The following is a 20,635-nucleotide window of genomic DNA, read 5'->3' as shown; positions in this document are numbered from 1 at the left end:
CTAAAATAAGTACCGTAATATTAGATAAAAATAAAGGGTGGCATTTTATGAAAACAAGAGGGAGTACTCGTAGAGCAGATAGCATGGGGCGTATTGTTATTCCAATGGAAATAAGACGGAGTTTAGGAATTGTAGAAAAAGATTCTCTTGAAATGTTTATAGAAGAGGACCAGATTATTTTACGAAAATATCAATCACCAAGAGCTTGTGCACTTACAGGGGATATTTCAGACAGCAATATTTCGTTAGCGAATGGGAAGATTATTGTAAGTCCAAACGGGATGGAACTGTTAATAAAGAAGTTACAGCAATATCTTTTAAAATAAAAGGTAAGTAAGAAATTTAAAATAGAATATACTTGGAAAAAGGTCCTCTATCACCATTTAGGGGACCTTTTTATTGTTATCAATAAAATTGAGAGGCCGTAGTTGGTTCAATGAAATACGAATTACCTTATAAATAGTCTGACTATTTTTTATAAAAAAACTATTGATTTACATTTTTTGGTTTCGTGTTATATTTTTAGTGTTAACATATTTATATTGAAAATTCTGATTTTAAACCCAGGAAAACTTTAGAAAATGAAATACTCTTACTTGAATTGAAAATCATATAAACATAGTTTGAAAGTAAAGTATGAAAATGAATCAGATTTTCAAATTAAATTTGCCAATTTAACGGAGATTCGTGGGGGAAATGTGACTAAGAAGAAATCTCTTATACTCCACGTTTTTTATCTGTAAATTGGTAGTTCTAATAGCTTTGAAGAAAAGCAAAGGAGCAAAAAAGAAGTAGGTAGTTCATTTAATAGAAGATATGGTGTGAAAAAATAAAACAACGGAGGTTTTATAATGAATAAAGGAACACTGCAGATTACAGAAATCGAAGAAATTAGCATTCCTAATGTATTGAAGGATAAAATGAAGAATCTAATAGACCATGAATTAAAAACTCATAATCCTTATACTTGTGAACAAGAAATAGCTGCAAGCTTTTCAAGAGAGTGGCTTAATTGTTTGATTGATTATTCAAAGAAAACTTCGAATTCAGACATGAAAAAACTACTACATATGATAAAAGTAGCGAATTGTGGTGGGAACGTACCACCTACTCTTATTAAAAATATTCCATGTGATCCTATGGAAACCCTATTACCTGGGGAAAATCGCAAAGGTTTTAATTATGGTGAAGACGAACACGATAGAATGAAAAAATATTTTTATGCAGAATGGGTCACATGGCTTTTTGCCACACTTTTTAATTATGATGCTTTAATTCACCCATCCGAACATGCAGGGAAAAATAGATTTCATCTTATTTCACCTTTAAACAACGATGAAGTTTTGCGAAATGTTGGTGCAAGCACCGGTGGCGGGAACTTTTATCAACATAACGATGCCACAGTGTATACAGATATGAAAGACCAATCAGATATTGAAGCAAGATTGAAAACATTCAATACGAATTTAGAAATTGTATCAAATAGACTTAATAAATCCGTGGAACGAATAGTGTCTGAAATTACTTGTGGAAAATTTACTAGAGTTGATGCTCTTTTATTAAAAGGAGTGTTAAATTTAAAAACTCAAACTCATATTGGAACGCCAAAATTACTTCAAAAGCATCTTGAAGAAAATCACTTCAGTAAAGATGATATATTTGCGATAAGTAAAATGCCTATTGCTCATATCGCAGGAATGGCGGATGGTGAAATATCTGGATTTGTAGGGGAAATAAACCAAATCATATTTTTGGATGATAATGGCGATATTGTTGCAACTTGTTTGAATGGAGCAGAAAATAGATTGATTTATGTGGGAGAAAGTGAAGAAGAAAAATTGAAATTTGACATGTTTTTAGAACTCTTACGAACAACGCCTACTTATAAGGTTCCACTTACATCTGAAGATTTATTAATTATCCCAAATTCATACTATGGTAAACAAACAAATGTAACTCATGGTAGGGAAAGGTTATCTGAGGAAGAATATAAAATCCCGATTGGAGATAATAAGTACGGAAGAAGAATTGTTTGCAGGCAGTACGTTTCCAGCCGATTACGTGATCAGAAAGAAAGTTACTTTACAGATATCATTAACTAGTTTAAAGAGAGGAGGGGCGATGGGGAGGTTTGAGTTATAATAGCTCAAGCCTGCCCCTATTCTTTGTATGGATTTTACTATTGAATTACTTATACTACTATTTTTAGTAGCTGTATTAGCAGGATGGATAGATACAATTGCTGGGGGCGGTGGTATGATAACTATCCCGATAATGTTATTAGTAGGTATGTCTCCTTCTGTAGCGATAGCAACTAATAAACTACAAGGGAGTAGCGGAACCCTCATGGCAACAATGATTTTTATTAAGAAGAAAGAAATTAATCTCAAAGATATGCGTTTGTCCATCTTAATGACCTTTTTGGGATCCGTTTTCGGTGGATGGCTTGTTTTACAGATACGGGCAGAATATCTAATCATGATATTACCTTTTTTACTTATTATTATTGGTCTTTATTTTCTATTATCTCCAAATATAGCAAATGAAGATCGACCGAGAAAAATAAGTATGTTGTTGTTTGCGTTAACAGTGGCTCCGTTACTTGGATTTTATGATGGTTTCTTCGGCCCTGGAACAGGTAGCTTGATTGCTTTAGCGTTCATTCTCTTATGTGGATATAGTGCTACACGGGCAACTGCAAATGCTAAGATTTTGAATTTTACAAGTAATTTCGCTGCTTTGTTGTATTTTATTATTTTTGGCCAAATCGATTGGACAATTGGATTGATTATGATGCTTGGTCAAATTATAGGATCATACATTGGGGCGAAGATGGTGCTTACAAAAGGGACGGCATTAATACGACCAATAGTGGTTATTGTTTGCTTTGTCATGGCAATTAAAATTTTTTTACAAAATATAAACTAAATGTAATCAATATATTATTTGGATCAAAGTTAGAGTGTTTTCATGTTCTTATTGCAGTATTAAGCTGTTTAAGATGTGTTCAAAATTACACAATTTGACTAGTGTAATGTATTGCGTTATGCTTTTTTTAGTATAAAAGAAAGGCTTGAAGATAATGATTCGTCGTTTGAGAAAGCTAAAAAATGTAGCTGTCGTAGTAAGCTTCTAAGTAAATAGCAAAATATATAATACTTAGAAGCGAGGAATAAAGTTATGAAGTATCCATTATTTAATCATTGGTCAGAAACAAAGTATATAAAAGATATAGTAACAAATCCACTCATTGAAGTGGGAGAGTACTCCTATTATTCAGGCTATTATAGTCATCAAAATTTTGAAGATGGCTGTGTAAGGTATTTGTGGGGGGATGCTAAGTCTCAAGCACTTTTCAATCCAATTGAACAGATGGGATGGCATCTTGATAAACTCATTATTGGGAATTATGTTTGCATTGCAAGTGGAGTAGTCATTTTAATGGGTGGTAACCATAATCATCACTCAGAATGGATTACAGTATATCCATTCGCTGAGCAAATTGAACAATCATATGAACCTAAGGGTGATACAGTCATAAAAAGTGATGCTTGGATTGGAATGAATGCTATAATAATGCCTGGCGTTACTATTGGTGAAGGGGCAATTGTTGCTGCAGGATCTGTCGTAAGTAAAGATGTTCCGCCGTATACAATAGTTGGTGGAAATCCTGCTAAGGAAATAAAGAAACGATTCACTGATACAGAAATAAACATGTTAATGGAAATGCGTTGGTTTGATTGGGATAGGAAATTGATTGAGAAGGCAATTCCGCTGTTATCTAGTCCATCCATCGAACCATTATTTGCTTTTTATAAAAATGAAGTGAAAAATAAATAAATCAGTTAGAAAAACTACATCCAGTATAGGGTGTAGTTTTTTTATTACAAAAAACTAATAGTTTAGACTAAAGAAAATTCATCTCTAATATAAGTCTAGCAAATAGCTGAATTGAGTAATTAAAATCCTTGATAGCTAATAAAGCATTAACGGGCAGTAAGACCCCAACTGATTAAAGTTTCACTTTATTTTTTGTAAATATGGAACAAATGTAGTATCTAGATTGTCTATTAATTGTAATCCTAAAAAATATGAAAGTGCGAATCATTTTGAAAAATATAAGGGGATTAAAAATAGGGATATGTGTGGGAATACAAAGTATCAGGGCATCTAAAAGTGTCGGATGAGATGGTCTATATGAAAGCGATTCTAATGTCTTATATGTATATACAATTTGAGAACACTGTCTGTTTTTTTGAGATTATGTTAGAATAACGCTTTTTTGAGTACAAAGATATTGGAGGTAACAGAAGTGAAAGGTATGCTTTGCAAGAGATTTATTGCAATAGTAACAGTGCTTACACTATTTTGTAGCATGTTCGTTACATTTGGAAGAGCAGCGGCGGAAACAGTTTCTGCTATAGAGGTTGAAGCAGGATCAGCAATTTTAATAGAAGCAAATTCCGGGAAAATTTTATATGAAAAAAATGCAGATGAATCATTGGCAATTGCTAGTATGACAAAAATGATGAGCGAATACTTAGTTCATGAAGCGGTGGATAAAGGAAAACTTAAATGGGATCAAAAAGTTAAAATCTCTGAATATGCACATAAGATTTCGCAAGATCGTTCATTATCAAACGTTCCATTAGAAAATGGTGGCTCTTATACAGTAAAAGAGTTATATGAGGCAATGGCAATTTACTCTGCAAACGGTGCAACAATTGCTTTAGTTGAAGAGATTGCTGGTAAAGAAGTCAACTTTGTAAAAATGATGAACGATAAGTCGAAAGAGTTTGGAATGAAAGATTATAAATTTGTAAACTCTACAGGCTTAACAAATCACGATTTAAAAGGATATCATCCAGAAGGGACAACTCTAGACGAGAAAAATAAAATGTCTGCAAGGGATTGTGCAATTTTAGCGCAACGTCTTATTCAAGATTTCCCCCAAATATTAAATACAGCAAAAATTCCTAAAAAAACATTCCAAGAGGGTGGTAAATATCCAATTGATATGGCGAACTTTAACTGGATGTTAAAAGGTTTAATTAAGCAATATGAAGGTGTAGATGGTTTGAAAACAGGAACGACTCCAGAAGCGGGAGATTGTTTCACTGGTACAGTAGAAAGAAATGGTATGCGCCTAATTTCTGTAGTGATAAAAGCAAAATCTCATACGGCACGTTTTGATGAAACAAAGAAATTATACGATTATGGATTTGCGAATTTTGAAGTGAAGAATGTCTACAGAAAAGATTCAGTAGTAAAAGAGCATGAAACAGTGCGAGTAGCAAATGCAAAAGACAAAGATGTAGTAGTTCAAACGAAGCAAGCTGTTTCACTTCCAATACCGAAGGGCAATAAAGACATTTATAAAAAAGAATTTAAAGTATTGAATAAAAAACAAGAAGCGCCTATGAAAAAAGGTGTAACAATTAGTGAAATGATTATCTCGCCTAAAGATAATACAGATCCTGGGTTCTTATCAGGTAAATCGTTACAAATAGATCTTGTAACAAAATCTGATGTGGAACAAGCAAATTGGTTTACACGTTTTATACGTAAAACAGGATCTTTTTTTAGTGGTATGTGGGATAGTGCGATTGATATAGTAAAAAGCTAATTTTATAGGATACAACTAAATATTAGTCTGAAACAAAAGGTTTCAAAGTCTTATAGGTTCTTATGTGCATAGTTTGGAATGAAAGAGTGTATTACTTTTGAAATTTGGTTCTTCGGAACATTTTGTATTTCTATCAAGCTAAAATAAATTTATATCCAAATATCCCTAAAACGCTATTCTTTTTGTAGAAATATACAGAAAGGATGGCGTTTATTATGAATTTTTCGATTTAAAGGGTTCGGGTGCAAGGTTAGTTTAATAAAGTTACATGATGAAAAAACACCCACTATTCCATCAATTGACAATAAAAAATTAATATCTGGTACGTATTTCTGTAATTAGATTGTATCCCGCTATTTGCCGGGCAGTAAGACCCCCATCTCAAAATTCAGCGGAAGCAAGGAAGTTAGGTGGGGGCCCTGCTGCCCGTAAACGCCCGATTGGCGAGGGCTGATTAAAGTTTCACTTTATAAAAATTTAATAAAATCTTTTCTTTGTATTAAATATTTTGTTTTAAATTATGTATATAAAGAAATGGAGGTCAAATTAACTTTGTACTGCTTATATTAGGAATTTAAAGAAACAATATGTACAATCCACCCACTACATTCTTATAGTGGCCTTTATGAACAGCAAAATTTACAATTTACAAGGAGAACATTTTATGAGTAAGAGAATAAAAGAATTAGATTCCATACGAGGGTTAGCGGCACTTACTGTGGTATTTGGACATTTTTGTTTAATTCTACCATCGTTGCCTAATTCTATTAAATTTTCCCCGCTTAGGTTTTTATGGGCGGGTGGGGAAGCTGTTATCGTTTTTTATGTACTAAGTGGTTTTGTGTTATCTATGGCACTTTATCATTCAAAAACAAATTATTGGGGATATTTAATTAAGAGATTTGTAAGAATCTATATTCCTTATTATTTTTGGATAATCGTTACCTTTGTTTTATTTATTTTATTTTCGTCGTATGAAGTGGTAGGATTACGGGATTGGTTCTATGATAGGTGGCAAGGGTCTATAACAAAATTAGATATTCTAAACCACTTTGTGCTTCTTAATAACTTTTTTACGGAAAATTATAATCCAGTTATTTGGTCATTGGCTCAAGAAATGCGTATATCTATTGTGTTTCCTTTGTTATTCCTTCTTTTTTATAAACTGAATTGGAAGAAAACGATACTATTTGCTTTGAGCTTTTCATTAATTAGTGTTGTTCTTAATCTGTTGCATATTGGGAAAGCTGAAGGATTTTATAATGGTTATGCTGATACACTGCATTTTACATCTATGTTTATGGTTGGAATGTTACTTTTTAAGTATCAGGAAAAACTTAGCTACTCATATAGGAATATGAAAAAATTTAAAAAAGGATTTCTTATTACATTAGGGGTTATTCTTTATTTATATTCCATTTTAATTTATGGTTTTTCCCGTAATGATACAACTTTCTTATTAAAAGATTGGGGTGTCGTAATGGGGGTTAGTATATTTATTATAATGGCTATGAGTAACCTAAAAGTAAAAGCATTTTTAAATAAGAGTGTATTTGTATATTTAGGAGAAATTTCATATAGTATCTATTTGTGTCATTTTCCAATCATGATGTTATTATTTAAACTTTTGTATACAAAGATACCTATCTTTGTCCTTCTTACTTTGTGCATTACAATGACACTACTTTTTTCTATAGTTTCATATCATTTAATCGAAAAGAAATGTATCAACTGGGCAAAACAAAGAACAACAAATTTTTTGAAAAAAGTATAATTACTAGATAGATTGTATTTCTATAGTAAATATATGAATATGACCGATTCCTAAGTATACTTAGGAATCGGTCAATTTTGGATTCTAAATGTAAATATAGTAAAGTGGAATATAATTGAAATCGAAAACCACTTAGAAATAACAATTACGGTGTGAGCTATTGTATAGTATAGATATGGTTAAAAATAAAGGGGGAATACATATGTGGAAGCGATTTGTAGCAATTGGCGATAGTTTTACAGAGGGGATAGGGGATGAAGTTGAGGGAATTGCATTAAAAAGCTGGGTAGATCATTTTGTTCAACTGTGTGAAAACGATATAGAATATGCCAATTTTGCAAAGCGTGGGTTAGTAACTAAAGAAATTCGCTCGCAGCAATTGGAAAAGGCGTTAACTTTTAATCCAGATTTGGTTAGTCTCATTGCAGGGGCAAACGATGTTTTAAAAGGACGTTGGAATCATGATGCATATAAGAACGATATGGAATTTATGATAAATACATTAAGTAAAGCAGGGGCTGATATTATTATAGCAAACCTTCCAGATTTTACAGTTAGGCTTCCTTTTGCTTCTGAAAAAAAACAAGTAATAAAAGAACAATTATTAGAGGCAAATGAAGTTATATATTCACTGAGCAGAGAGTATAAGCTTCATCATGTTGATTTTTGGAATCATCATTTAGTTAATGACAATACGCTTTGGTCTAAGGATTTAATTCATCCAAACTCAAAAGGATATGTAAAAGTTGCTGAATTAATTTTTAGTAGTTTGCCTGTACAGAAGATAAAATAATAGTTTGCAATTTAACGAATATGATATTAAGTGTATGAAGTTATGTTTTTTAGTAAATGGAAAGAATAATTCATGAATGATGGGTATGTGTATACACTTTTATTAGTTTGATATAGAAAAAGAGTCTTATATGAATAGGACTCTTTTTCTCATTTTTCCCTCTACAGCTAATGAGTTATTGAATATTTTTTGTCATTTGCTGGTTACTATAACAAACATGAAAAGGGCTTTAAATTTAATTCTTAGGATATCGCTCTTTTACAAATTCTTCGATGTTAATAGCTTTTTTAATTTCTTCTGATGATAACCAGGGTGTATATTTTGTTCCATTCTTAGTTTGTAAATATATCTGAAATTTTTTATTATATAGTTCTTCTTTAAGGATTGTGGTTACCTTGATTAAATCTTTAATTACAAGGGGATTATTTTCAAATTCATTACTACCGGTATTAATAATTAAATTCACCTTATATCCTCGAACATCCCCATCTTTCAAATTTGAATAAGTAATACCTTGTAATTCAAAACGATTGTTTTGAATTGCAATTAATCTCTCTTCTATTTTTGTATGATTTTTAATCCAATTTTCTAAATAAATGTCTATGGCATTGCCCATCGTTTTTTTCATTGTTAGTAACAGCTCTTCTTTTGTTATCATTTTTTGCACATTTTTAAAAGGTCCACCTAAAGATTTGCCATTATAATCCTTAATTTCAAGTTCTGTTATCTTTTTATTATTTTTCTGGATGAGTTGAAATAGAGTATATAAACGATCTAATTCTACTGATTCAAATTGGCTAAAGTCAATCTCGTTACTCATTTGCAAAGTTAATAATAATTCATTAGTTGGTTTCCCTTCATCTGATCTTCTATCCTCTGACAAATATTGAAGAGTGTTATCAGTTTTAGTTTCCACGTATCCTAACTTTTTCATTTCTTCTAGAGTTGGTTGGAATTTCTGATATGCCTCAAATGTTTTTTTTCCATATTTGTATTCATCACTTTTTATGGATGAATAGAAGAGACCATCTACCTCTACTCGAAATTGAATATTTTTATTATTCTTTGCTTGCACAGTATGGTATGCATGCCCCATATTATTTTCATTTAAAGGGCTCATATGTGTTACAACAACATCGATTCCGTGTTTTTCTTTTATATATTTTTTTACCTCATCTTCATTAACTTGATTACAACCACTCAAAAATAAGAAATATACTATTAGTAATATTACATTCTTTCTGTTTTTCATATAAATGCTCCTTGCGAAAAAATCATTCTTAATAGTGTAGCACTCTGCCAATACTTCTATTTCTTCTTCATATACTCTAATTTTCATATAGTATAAACCAGTAATTACTTGAGAAATTGTATACCTACTGAAAGATTATAAAGGGTACATCTAGTATTTTGGAAATCACCCACGTTATGCAAAAATAGTAATGAGCTGCTCAAATGAACGGCTCATTACTATAAAAATCGTTATTGGAAGTTATTTTGCATAGTAGTCTTCGCATTCGATGTTTTTAAGAGTTTTGGAAATAATTTACACATTCGGTTCCAGAATAAACATCCTACTAATGTTCCAATGGTGTTCAATATCACATCGTCTATATCTGATGAACGACCTGCTGGAAAGACATATTGGATAAATTCAATTAGCAGAGAAAATACAAATCCTATTATAGTCACTTGATAAATAGAAAGCTTTGCGTGATATTTCCAAAATAAGACGAAGCCAAATGGCATAAATAGGATAATATTAAACAATATATTTTTGATAGGAACCATAATATCGACATAATTGGTCATAAGCTTATACATACCAATAAACGGAATCAAGTTTACAACTCGTATTTGTTCCATCCCAGTAAATCTTGGTGTAACGGTAATGAGTAAAATTGCAATAATCGAAAGAGGAAACACTATGTTCATAAAGATTGTGTTTTTCTGTATAACTTTATCTTTCGCACTTTTTTTTGCCAATACAAATGCAATTATACATACAATAACGGTTGCGATTAAAAATAGTGGAACGACATGTCCAAAAGATCGCCATAACTGTGTCATATTTTTCCATCCTTTTTTAGGTTTATTTTAACATGCTCAAATCGATAAGAACATATTGAATTTCCCATCTATATAACGCGAATTTCATGAATTATTATTTGTAGTCGAACTGGTCTTTAGAGCAATTTAGAGTAGACTTGAAACAGCATAGATTCTCTTAAGCTGAATATCTTATTGTAGAGGCAATCTTTATTACATGGGGGAGTCTGCATGGGATACTTAATACCTGTTGAATCTGATGTAAGAATTTTTGTAGAAGATATAAATTCGAAAGGTAAGAAAACAATACTTTTTATACATGGGTGGCCATTAAACCATAAGCAATTCGAATATCAGTACAATGTACTTCCAGCAATGGGATATCGATGTATAGGCATTGATTGGAGGGGGTACGGCAATTCAGACAAACCATATAGTGGATACAATTTTGATAGATTGGCAGATGATATAGCAGTAGTAATTAAAGCGTTACAGCTTAAAGATGTCACACTAGCAGGACACTCCACAGGTGGTGCAATTTCAATTCGTTATATGGCTCGTTATCAAGGATTTGGAGTATCCAAATTAGTCCTAATTGGTGCTGCATCTCCAACTAGTGTGGAAAAAGAGATTGCGAATAAGTTCATTACAGACACACTGAATGATCGCCCTAATATGTTGCAGGGTGTAACAAATCAATTTTTCTTTCAGAAAATCACTGGACCATTTTCCGAATGGTTTCTACAGTTAGGATTGGAAGCGGCTAGTTGGTCGACAGCTGCGATTATGAGAACATTGAGAGATGAAAATGTGTATAGCGATCTTGGTAAAATAAATGTACAGACGCTAATTATTCACGGTATTCACGATAAAATTGTTCCATTTACTAAAGGAGAAGAGACGCAAAAATTATTGGGAAATGCACAACTTGTACCTTTTCAATTCAGTGGTCACGGTACATTCTGGGAAGAGCGGGAAAAGTTTAACCAGGTTTTAATCCAATTTATTGGATGATAAAATACACTATGTAATATGTACGTAGGCTAAATAGTAAGTAATAAAAGGTACGCACTTGATTAAAAACTCTATTCTGAGAGTTCCTTTTATTTTCAGCTATTCACTTCATCCAAAGTTGTATGAGAAGGAGATAAGCCTTACCGATACACAATTACTAAAGGTATAAAGGAACAATAAAGGATAAGTATGGTATAAGAAGGGGAAAGTTGTTCTGCTTTATCCGCGAATGGCTCTAGTTTTGAACCAAATAGTGAGGCGTTAAGATGATGGGATTGATTATAGTATCTCGATATATTGAAGAACAGACACGTAAAGAATTAGCAGGTACAATGGCGTACGATGAAATTGAGTATGAACTATCCAAACAGTATCAACGGTTTACTAAGGATTACGAACAGTATAGATTACAAAACCCCTGTATTAAGGGGATTTTGTTTTTTTACATGACGAAATGCTTAAAAACATAATATAAAGATTAAACATGTTTGATTTTCATCCATGTTTAATCTTTATAGACATCCATTACTTTAAACGTTTGACAAACGAGCATTAAGTTTGGAGTAAAAGTAAGTCCATACCGACTTAATTCCCAAGTGAAAAATTTAACGTGCTCACTATACCAATAATCATAGCTTAAATCTCCTTCACCCTCAGATCTTGCAAAATTACTTGTTACTTCATTCATTTTTAGTAAATCGATCTTTGTATATTTTATAATTGCTAATGGATTATTGTCTCCATCCAATACAATATCGTACTGACCAACTTTTTGAATTTCTTCCCCTTCAAGCTCATAAACACAATGTGCAGCGCATGTTCCTGTTTTGATTCCTTTAACTACTAAACTTCCTAATTCATCTCCCATTTCTTTGGAACCATCTCCAAACATCCATGCATCTGGAACGCTCATGTTTAACTCATTTTCTTTAGCGTACATATACCAATATTCTTCTATCTTATTAAATGACATCAGTCACTCATCTCCTTAATATTTAAATATTTCGAATTTAACACGTGGCATATTATCTGTCAATATTTTAGAAGAACTTGTAATACAATTACATCGATAAATTTTTTGTAAAATAAAACTCTTCATAATCATATTTCACATTATGTAAACTCATGCAAATAAAGAAAAATTGTACTGTTATTATGCTGAAATTGTAATCGGAAAGTAAAATGGTTGAAAAGTACACGTTATAAATGGATTTATTTACCAATAATATTTTCTTTGTTTCGTAGCATATTAAACGTACAGGAGGTGATATGTGATGGCAAACAATCGTAACAACTCTTTAGTGGTTGCAGGTGCAGAAAGCGCACTGGATCAAATGAAATATGAAATTGCACAAGAATTCGGCGTACAATTAGGCGCGGATTCAACTGCAAGAGCGAACGGCTCTGTAGGTGGAGAAATCACAAAACGTCTCGTTGCTATGGCAGAACAGCAACTTGGTGGATATAACAAATAATGTTAGGTATAAAGTAGAAAAAGGAGAGATTATATCTCTCCTTTTTTTGTATAATATTCGATTTTGAATATTTTATTTGTTATCTATCTTGTCTCTTATTACTTGTATCTTCCAGCCACTTAGCAACAGATTCTTGCATACGAGATTCTAATGATTGAATCGTTTCATTTGAGATAGTGAGTGCTTGATCCGCATACTTTTTCGGGAACATGTTGCGCAAAGTAGGTTCATTTTCAGCACCATCTCCTGGTTCACGGTAATCCTCCCCATTTTTTGTGACTGTCACACGGACTGGAAGTAAATGTCCTGCTTGAGAAACTGTCTGTGTTTCGCGGTTGTATCCTTGCATGAGGGAATGAAGGTAGACATACATTTTTTCATCCTTCATTTCAGTTCCATAGATTACATGTGTCTCAAATTGTTTTTCTGTATGATTTAATTTGTCTTGATTCCAGGCAATGATACTTTCTGAAATAAGGGAATCTAGTTTGCTGTTAAGCGGAATGTCCGTTACATCCTTTGCATCATTTTGGACAGAATCACACCCTGTTGCAATGAAAACGAGTATGACAATGCTTACGGTAATCATTATTCTTCTCAAAATCTTATTTTCATATGTTAATGCAAAACGTCTGCCCATCGATTCACTCCATTTCTCTTCGAGCCAATCATCCACTGACATCAATCTTTTATATGACAATAGTAAAATCGACTTCAAACTAGAAACTTATTCTATCCAAGGAAATATATTGCATTATATAATACATACTATACCATTCTTACACATAACGGGAGAAACTCTATGAGAAAAGTTATAATGTATTGCGGGATCTTTATTATGATTCTTTTAAGCGGTTGTATCCGATTTGGAAAAGACACTACAGATACCATTTATCTCATTCCAGAAGCATACGAAGGAGACCTATTGGTACTATATAATGTTCCAGGAGCTGAGTTGTTGCCAGAAGAAGATGGGTTTCGTGTTGTTATTTTTTCTGCAGACGGGACCGCAGTAACATCAACACCTAATATGAAATATGGGGAAGTCAACGATACCTATTACACGGTTAACAAGGAAGGAAAGCGCACCAAACTTGACGAAAGCTGCATACGCGTTGGTTCAAATGGAAGCACTACTGAAAACATTGATGAAGAAAATGAGCATACTTTCTCATACGCGAAATTGGAAGTCACATCTAGTGCATGCTCACAAAGCTTCTCATCATACGGGAGAGAAGTACCAGAAAATCAAGAACATCCTGTAGAGAAGAAACTGAGGGAATTATTGGTGCTCGTAAAAGAGCAGTATATGAAAGTGAAATACTAAATTTTCAAAAGGGTGAATGGATGATGTTAGGGATAGGGTTGATTGTATTAGGCATTTTACTTGTCAGCGTTGTATCTTACCGAGAAATAAAGAAAGCAGGGGGCGTTACCTGGATTGAAATTCTAGTCTACCCCTTTTTATTATTAATATGCGCGCTACTTGAGCATATTGATTTGCCAGGGTTTTTAATATTTTTAGGTTTGGTATGTATTGTTTTTGGTAGCTGTATGGTCATGGGCGTCAATATTCTATAACATTAAGAGCAAAGCATCTAGTTCAGATGCTTTTTTATTTTATTTTGTAATTTTTATTTTTAATGTCTATCACACTAGTTACCCAGACATACAGGGTTCCAAGTGCTGGTAAAAAACTTAGCAAGTTGAATGTATTCTCTATAATATAGAATGAAATAAAAATGGAGGAAAAATAAATAGACAATGGAAGAAAAATGTATACGTCACGTTTTAAAGATTTTAAACTTTGCACTTTATTCACCTCAGCTTTTCTGGCATTATGTTTTAAATAAGAACCCGTAAATTTGCAGATTCTCTTGGTGATGATTTTAAAATATGTAACTCAATTTTAATCATAGAATATATTGGGTCACTATAAAAATCAAATATTAATTTTCTAAAGAATCCTATACAAACCTTATTGCGTTAGAAATACAGACCTAATTATAACCGTTGTAAATGGATCCAATTCGATTTCGGCCATCCCAGTATCCGCATCATAACTAGTAACACATCCTGTCATCCCTTTTAAAATACCAACATGGATTGTTACATTCGCATTAACTGTTACAATTTTCTTCACATTCAGCTCCGTTTTGATAATATGCTTTGACTTCCTGCGTGATCATTTATTCGTTAGATAACAAAAACGCACCGTAACCCAGTGCGTTTCAGACAAATATACCTATATGTTTTACTTTGTAATTTGGAAGGAGCCACCATAATAATATGAAGTGTCTACCTTCAGTACTGCAACATATGTACCTGGTGTATAAACCGTTGTAATTGGTGTTGTGAACCTAGAATAGTAGTGATGCCCAGCCTCACCTGCAGAAATGGTTTTGTAGCGCTGCAATTCACCTTCTCCGTTCAATCGATAAATCTTTACAACACCCACATCTTTTCCGCCTATATACACCGTCATATCAAACGTACCACCTTGTTTTAACCTACCAGGGGCTAATTCTTTTAGATAGTCCGCATTGTGATGCAATAAGAAATACGTTTGCCATGGCCAATCATCCACAACAGCTGAAGCTTGCTTAATCGTATGTACTTCAGCGCGTGCTTTATCAGGTAGCGTACTGTCTAAAACGATAAAAACCGAAAAGGTTAAGGCACAGATTAAAGCAAATGAACATAATTTTTTCATATTAAATTCCTCCCGTTTATCTGACATTGTCATAGTCCAATTACAGGTATTAGGTTGTCATCCATTAATTGGATTATTATTATAAAATCAATATATCATTTTCTTTTAATTTAATCAAATTAGAATTTTCTAACAAGTTATGAGGATAGATAAAATTCCATCTTTCTCCGTTTTTTCTATCATACAAAAGAAAGAACAGAGGCGATAAAGAAATTTTATTCCGCTCTCTTTTCAAATTAACAACATTTCCCGTTTGTACGGTACGAGACTATATTAAACATAAAATAGACACGAAAGGGGATTGGAATTAGCGAATATTTACATGGAATCTAGGAGATGCAAGCTCAACATTTCATAACGGATTGATGGTTCCATTTCAACAGACTCCGAATCCGACAGTAATTTTGTTCTGTTTATTCATGAGGTAACGGAAGAGAATTTAGAAGAATTTGCTACAATTGCTCATCAGTATATAGAGGAGGCCATCCATTGTTACAATTACGGCATTGTAGAAGAAATAGGTTAAAAGAATAAAACATACTGTTCCAAATTAATATTCCGTGTGTTTTTTGAACATATATCCTTTGTTTTATGTATATATTGAATATATAAATATATTGTGTTATGATATGAATTAGAAACTCGCGTGTTTCAAATACAACATTTTTATCTTCTTGATGACCTCTTATCTTTCCGTAAGAGGTCTTTTTTTATCCTTTTGTATTGCATAGCCGTTAAAATACTATGAAAAGATACTAGAGACTACTACACTGTGATATTCTCTAGTATTTTTTCTTTATCAATATTATATATTGTTGGGTAACGATGAATTATTACTTTTTGTATAATTTTCATACATCCTGCAAATACGTTATTTTTTAGTAGGCAATTAAAATTTACATACATATGTAGCAAGTTTTTTCTTAACGTACGAAATTCTCGTTATGCATCACTATCAACTTAAGATCATGTATCTTATGATGAAAATAATTCTATCTTTCTATTCATTTATTCGAAGATTCTTAAAACTCTTGCGATAAAACGTGAATGTATTTATAATTATAGTTAGTTAAGCTAACTAATTATAATTAGTTTTTCAACACAGGAATAGTTCAATAAAAAACAAGAATCTGAAGCAAATTTGTCAATCTATAGAACGATTCCCCAAAGAATAGAGCTGTACGCAGAATGAATTTAAAAAAACGGCAGCAAAGGAAACTGATTCAATGGTAGCTAAGCTTGATTTACTTATGTTATGAGTATCTGATAATGCACGAGACAAAGAAATGGTATTTCGCTAATTACTTACTTTCTGTGCTTTTTGTGCATCATTAATTTAGGAGTAAAGTATTGGAAGGTTATTAAATAAAATACATGTAAGTATAAAAGCTAAAGTTGGAGAAGGTAGATAAATACGTTGGATTATTAAATTCAACGTATTTTTACAGAATAAAAGTTAGTTTAGCTTATTATAAGTTAAACTAATTTAATTGAAAGGAGGTGAAAATTGTTTACAACTTGTCTTAGTAATAATACAAATTACTTAAATATGCTGATTTCTATGGAACTTAAGAAATTTGGAACAAATAACAAGGAGGGTTTAAATAATGAATATTTTTAAAGAAAATAATCCTATTTTGGCGGTCGTTAGCTCCAGCGGTAATCAAATCCATTTCTTCAATGCGAAAAATTTTGAAAGAATAGGGGTTATAGATTCTCCAGTTACAGAACCTCATGAATTATGTTTCGATTCTAAGCGTCAATTGTTATATGTAAGTATTACTTATCGCTCAGGTTTTTATAGAAATAATCCGGAAAAAAGCCATGAAATTTTAGTTATCGATATTGATCAATTTAAAGTAATTGATATCATTGATATTTCGCCGGAATTTGCACCACATGGTTTAGTTTATAATGAAAAAAAAGACTTATTGTATGTAAGTGTTGAATCTGGTGAAGGAGGAATTTTAATTATTAATCCTAACACGAGAAAAGTGCTAGATAGAATCTCTACAGAAGCAGCAGGTCCACATTGGTTTGTTACGAATCCAGATGGTACAAAAGGATATTCCTCTAATAAAGAGGCGCCCTTTATATCGGTTTTAGATACACATGGTAAGGAATTAATTGGAAAAGTATCTATGCCCTATGGTAGTGAAGAACTAGCTATTTCTCCTAAAGGTAATCGAGTTTATATCCCTTCACCATGTTTACTTGGAGACTACAAAGAGGAGCAACCTACACTTAGCATCATTAATACAGAAACCGATAAAATTATAAAGACAAAATCATTTTCAGATTTAATTACTCCGGTTCATGTAACGAATGATGGGAAAGTATTGGTAGGACATACGCGTTTTCAGAATAAGAATGGAGAGAGAACAAGAAATATGTTTTCTCCAGCACCAGGGTATGTTTCTGTTCTTGATGGAGAATCGTTAAATGTGTTAGGTGCAATAGAAGTAGATTTACTCCCAATTACAATGCGTTCTTCTACGGACGGAACGGTTGGATATGTTTCTAACCTTAGATCAGGGACAATAAGTGTATTAGATTTAATTAATTACAAGAATGTTCATACCATTGAAGTTGATCCAGGAGATCGAAATGAAGATCCTTCTGTAAATCAAGGAGCTCACGGTATAGCATATATAGAAAGATAAAATAAGAAAACGCTATTCTTTTTGTAGAAATTTACAGAAAGTATGGCGTTTTTTTGTATCTATTAATTTCTGATGAATTCCAATTAGGTCTATTTTTTTAAAATATGGAACAATGTCATTACTTACACTGTCTATTAAGCGTTAAAACATTTTCTATTAAATAAATTAAGAAAGGAATCATCATTTTTAACTAAGGGAGAAGATTGAATTGAAAAAATTATGGATGCTGCTTTTCGTTTGTTTTGCAGTTATGTTGGTAGGATGTAATAAAAACGAACCGCCAAAACAAGCATTTGAAGAATATATCAATTTATGGAATGATAAAAAATTTGCAAATATGTATGATCATTTATCAGATCATGGCAAAAAATCGATTTCTAAAAAAGAATTCACAGAAAAATATCAAAAAATCTATGAGGGGATTGGAGCTAAGAATTTAAAAGTTAAAATGAAAGGAGAGAATACGAAAGATAAAGAGCTTTTTCTTTTTGAAGTTAAGATGGATACGGATGTAGGACCAGTTTCATTCATCCACGAAGCAAAACTTGTGAAAGATAAAGAATCTTGGAAAATAGATTGGACACCAGACTTCATTTTCCCAGGTATGAAAAAAGATTACAAAGTACGTATGCAAATAGAGCAAGGAAAACGCGGAGAAATATATGATCGCAATGGAAAAGGGCTTGCAACGAATGGTAAAGCAACTGAGGTTGGAATTATTCCAGAGAAATTAGGCGAAACAGCAGCGCAAACGAAAGAAATAGTAGCACAATTACTTGATATGTCTATAGAAGAGGTCGAACAAAAGCTCACAGCAAAATGGATAAAACCAGACTCCTTTGTACCAATTGGTATTTTAAAAGAGGGAACCAGACAGAATGATTATATTGAATTAGAAGGAGTTTCATCTCGCCCAGTAAATATTCGTACGTATCCATTAGGTGAAGCAGCGGCACACTTAACTGGATATATAGGAAAGGTGAATGCGGAGGAGTTAAAATCACTTCAAAAACAAGGTTATCAAGCGGATGATTTAGTAGGTAAGACCGGTTTAGAGAAAGTGTTAGAAAATAAATTGCGTGGTGAAAAGGGTGGACGCGTATTTATAGAAGATGAGAATGGCAAAGAGATTAAAAACGTAGCAAAAAAAGAAGCAAAAGAAGGAGAAAATGTTACGTTAACAATTGATGCTGCAATTCAAGAAAAAATCTTTAATGAGATGAAAACTGAAGCAGGATCTAGTGCAGCGGTCAATCCTAAAACAGGTGAAACAATCGCACTTGTAAGTAGCCCTGCTTATAATCCAAATATAATAGTTAGAGGAGCATCGAAAGCCCAACGAGAAGCATGGAGTAACGACTCGAAACTACCAATGACGAATCGCTTCACACAAGCATTTGTACCAGGTTCCGTATTTAAAACGATTACAGGTGCAATTGGTTTGGAAACAAACACAATAAATCCGAAGGAAGAATTTAAAATTCAAGGTTTGAAGTGGACAAAAGATTCAACTTGGGGAAATTACTATGTAACGCGTGTGAAGGATGCAAGTCCAATTGATTTTGATAAGGCAATGAAGTACTCTGATAATATTTATTTCGCTCAACAAGCTTTGAAAATGGGAAAAGATCAGTATGTAAAGGAATTTAAAAAGTACGGATTTCATGAAAAATTACCAATCGAATACGAATTTCCTATTTCAATCATTGCAAAAGATGGGATAAAAAACGATATTCAACTAGCAGACACGGGCTATGGACAAGGACAAGTATTAATGACACCACTTCATTTAGCATTAACATATGCACCGATTGTGAATGAAGGGAATATTCCGTCGCCACATCTTTTAAAAGAAGCAAAAGTAGCAGGGAATTGGAAAGAAAATGTGGTTTCTAAAAAGAATCAAGAGATATTAAAGAGTGCATTAATCAAAGTCATTAATGACCCTGATGGCGCAGGGAGAATTGCAAAGGTTGATGGTGTGACGCTTGCTGGTAAAACTGGTACAGCAGAACTGAAAGAGTCGAAAGAAGCAGAAGGAAAAGAACTGGGATGGTTCGCAGCTTTCGATGCAAATGCGCCAGACATGATTGTTACAATGATGATTGAAGATGTAAAAGGAAGAGGAGGAAGTAACGTTCCAGGTGAAAAAGTAAAACATGTATTTCAGAAATAATATTTAATTATAAGGTGAATTATTTCACTAAATTTATTACATGTTTGCTTAACTCAAAGATATAAATTGGGGGAAATATAGAACAATTAAATTTCAAAAAAGCATTCTTTCTAATCGAGAATGCTTTTTTGCTGTAATTCTAGAAAAGTTGACATTGTTAATGGTAAATAGAAGGGGATAGCAAATTGAAATGGACAAGTAGAGTGTTACGTTAAATTCAAAAAAAATAGATTATTGTGAGTGGATTTTTATAATTGTATGCTTTGCTTGTTTTTTAGTAGTATTATTCTGCCTGAAAAAAGATAAACAATGGAACAAATGAAACTTGTATCTTGTCTATATATTGAAACCA

20 protein-coding genes are annotated in these 20,635 nt (G+C 32.5%); 14 read left to right on the top strand and 6 right to left on the bottom strand.

What is annotated here, in order from left to right:
- The first annotated feature begins 47 nt into the window (after nt 1-47).
- From MR170_RS16995 to MR170_RS16965, 7 genes are all read left to right on the top strand, one after another.
- Nucleotides 48-326 carry an AbrB/MazE/SpoVT family DNA-binding domain-containing protein gene (locus tag MR170_RS16995; RefSeq protein WP_016081613.1) on the top strand — a complete coding sequence of 93 codons (279 nt, stop codon included), beginning with the start codon at nt 48-50 and terminating at the stop codon, nt 324-326.
- Between the two features lie 525 nt (nt 327-851).
- Nucleotides 852-2,102, top strand: a complete 1,251-nt coding sequence (locus MR170_RS16990) for a hypothetical protein (RefSeq protein ID WP_242308733.1) — start codon at nt 852-854, stop codon at nt 2,100-2,102.
- A 67-nt stretch (nt 2,103-2,169) separates the two neighbouring features.
- The gene (locus MR170_RS16985) at nt 2,170-2,928 is read left to right on the top strand and encodes a TSUP family transporter (RefSeq protein WP_029442323.1); all 759 of its coding nucleotides are present in this window, start codon (nt 2,170-2,172) and stop codon (nt 2,926-2,928) included.
- A 252-nt stretch (nt 2,929-3,180) separates the two neighbouring features.
- A complete protein-coding gene (locus MR170_RS16980; RefSeq protein WP_000876934.1) occupies nt 3,181-3,840 on the top strand; it encodes a CatB-related O-acetyltransferase in 660 nt (219 codons plus the stop codon).
- Nucleotides 3,841-4,312: 472 nt separating this feature from the next.
- A complete protein-coding gene (locus MR170_RS16975; protein ID WP_346749466.1) occupies nt 4,313-5,626 on the top strand; it encodes a D-alanyl-D-alanine carboxypeptidase family protein in 1,314 nt (437 codons plus the stop codon).
- A 625-nt stretch (nt 5,627-6,251) separates the two neighbouring features.
- Nucleotides 6,252-7,400, top strand: a complete 1,149-nt coding sequence (locus tag MR170_RS16970; protein ID WP_242308732.1) for an acyltransferase family protein — start codon at nt 6,252-6,254, stop codon at nt 7,398-7,400.
- 202 nt (nt 7,401-7,602) lie between these two features.
- The gene (locus tag MR170_RS16965; protein ID WP_098640625.1) at nt 7,603-8,193 is read left to right on the top strand and encodes an SGNH/GDSL hydrolase family protein; all 591 of its coding nucleotides are present in this window, start codon (nt 7,603-7,605) and stop codon (nt 8,191-8,193) included.
- 235 nt (nt 8,194-8,428) lie between these two features.
- Here the strand turns inward: MR170_RS16965 and MR170_RS16960 are convergent, their stop codons facing one another.
- Nucleotides 8,429-9,445, bottom strand: a complete 1,017-nt coding sequence (locus MR170_RS16960; protein WP_043938097.1) for a hypothetical protein — start codon at nt 9,443-9,445, stop codon at nt 8,429-8,431.
- A gap of 230 nt (nt 9,446-9,675) precedes the next feature.
- The gene (locus MR170_RS16955; protein WP_242308731.1) at nt 9,676-10,263 is read right to left on the bottom strand and encodes a VanZ family protein; all 588 of its coding nucleotides are present in this window, start codon (nt 10,261-10,263) and stop codon (nt 9,676-9,678) included.
- A 210-nt stretch (nt 10,264-10,473) separates the two neighbouring features.
- On the opposite strand from MR170_RS16955, the gene MR170_RS16950 reads away from it, so the two are divergent.
- Together MR170_RS16950 and MR170_RS16945 are read left to right on the top strand one after the other, a co-directional pair.
- On the top strand, nt 10,474-11,256 hold the full coding sequence (locus tag MR170_RS16950) for an alpha/beta fold hydrolase (protein ID WP_043938095.1): 783 nt from the start codon (nt 10,474-10,476) through the stop codon (nt 11,254-11,256).
- Nucleotides 11,257-11,522: 266 nt separating this feature from the next.
- Entirely contained in the window at nt 11,523-11,726 is a 204-nt protein-coding gene (locus tag MR170_RS16945) for a hypothetical protein (protein ID WP_016081592.1), read from the top strand.
- Between the two features lie 35 nt (nt 11,727-11,761).
- On the opposite strand, the gene MR170_RS16940 is transcribed toward MR170_RS16945, so the two are convergent.
- Nucleotides 11,762-12,229: an ASCH domain-containing protein gene (locus MR170_RS16940; RefSeq protein ID WP_242308730.1), complete on the bottom strand. Its 468-nt coding sequence runs from the start codon at nt 12,227-12,229 to the stop codon at nt 11,762-11,764.
- Between the two features lie 301 nt (nt 12,230-12,530).
- Between MR170_RS16940 and MR170_RS16935 the strand changes: the two genes are divergently transcribed.
- Complete coding sequence (locus MR170_RS16935) at nt 12,531-12,731, top strand: alpha/beta-type small acid-soluble spore protein (protein WP_000002881.1); 201 nt, start codon at nt 12,531-12,533, stop codon at nt 12,729-12,731.
- A 79-nt stretch (nt 12,732-12,810) separates the two neighbouring features.
- On the opposite strand, the gene MR170_RS16930 is transcribed toward MR170_RS16935, so the two are convergent.
- Entirely contained in the window at nt 12,811-13,371 is a 561-nt protein-coding gene (locus MR170_RS16930; protein ID WP_029442338.1) for a hypothetical protein, read from the bottom strand.
- A 162-nt stretch (nt 13,372-13,533) separates the two neighbouring features.
- Between MR170_RS16930 and MR170_RS16925 the strand changes: the two genes are divergently transcribed.
- The gene (locus tag MR170_RS16925) at nt 13,534-14,058 is read left to right on the top strand and encodes a DUF6843 domain-containing protein (protein ID WP_029442339.1); all 525 of its coding nucleotides are present in this window, start codon (nt 13,534-13,536) and stop codon (nt 14,056-14,058) included.
- A gap of 20 nt (nt 14,059-14,078) precedes the next feature.
- Nucleotides 14,079-14,312, top strand: a complete 234-nt coding sequence (locus MR170_RS16920) for a hypothetical protein (RefSeq protein ID WP_029442340.1) — start codon at nt 14,079-14,081, stop codon at nt 14,310-14,312.
- A 397-nt stretch (nt 14,313-14,709) separates the two neighbouring features.
- Here MR170_RS16920 and MR170_RS16915 read toward each other — a convergent pair whose 3' ends face one another.
- Nucleotides 14,710-14,874 (bottom strand): hypothetical protein, encoded by a 165-nt coding sequence (locus tag MR170_RS16915; protein WP_173927950.1) that lies wholly within the window; start codon nt 14,872-14,874, stop codon nt 14,710-14,712.
- Between the two features lie 111 nt (nt 14,875-14,985).
- Entirely contained in the window at nt 14,986-15,444 is a 459-nt protein-coding gene (locus tag MR170_RS16910) for a DUF5065 family protein (RefSeq protein WP_029442341.1), read from the bottom strand.
- Between the two features lie 1,607 nt (nt 15,445-17,051).
- On the opposite strand from MR170_RS16910, the gene MR170_RS16905 reads away from it, so the two are divergent.
- Together MR170_RS16905 and MR170_RS16900 are read left to right on the top strand one after the other, a co-directional pair.
- On the top strand, nt 17,052-18,107 hold the full coding sequence (locus MR170_RS16905) for a YncE family protein (protein ID WP_242308728.1): 1,056 nt from the start codon (nt 17,052-17,054) through the stop codon (nt 18,105-18,107).
- A gap of 208 nt (nt 18,108-18,315) precedes the next feature.
- Nucleotides 18,316-20,283 carry a penicillin-binding transpeptidase domain-containing protein gene (locus MR170_RS16900; protein WP_050843634.1) on the top strand — a complete coding sequence of 656 codons (1,968 nt, stop codon included), beginning with the start codon at nt 18,316-18,318 and terminating at the stop codon, nt 20,281-20,283.
- Nucleotides 20,284-20,635 lie beyond the last annotated feature (352 nt).

Origin of the sequence: Bacillus cereus group sp. BfR-BA-01524 (assembly GCF_022662595.1) — a bacterium.
GTDB lineage: Bacteria > Bacillota > Bacilli > Bacillales > Bacillaceae_G > Bacillus_A > Bacillus_A thuringiensis_S.
The sequence above is the reverse complement of the archived record's forward strand: the minus strand, read 5'-3'. Positions and strand labels throughout refer to the sequence as shown.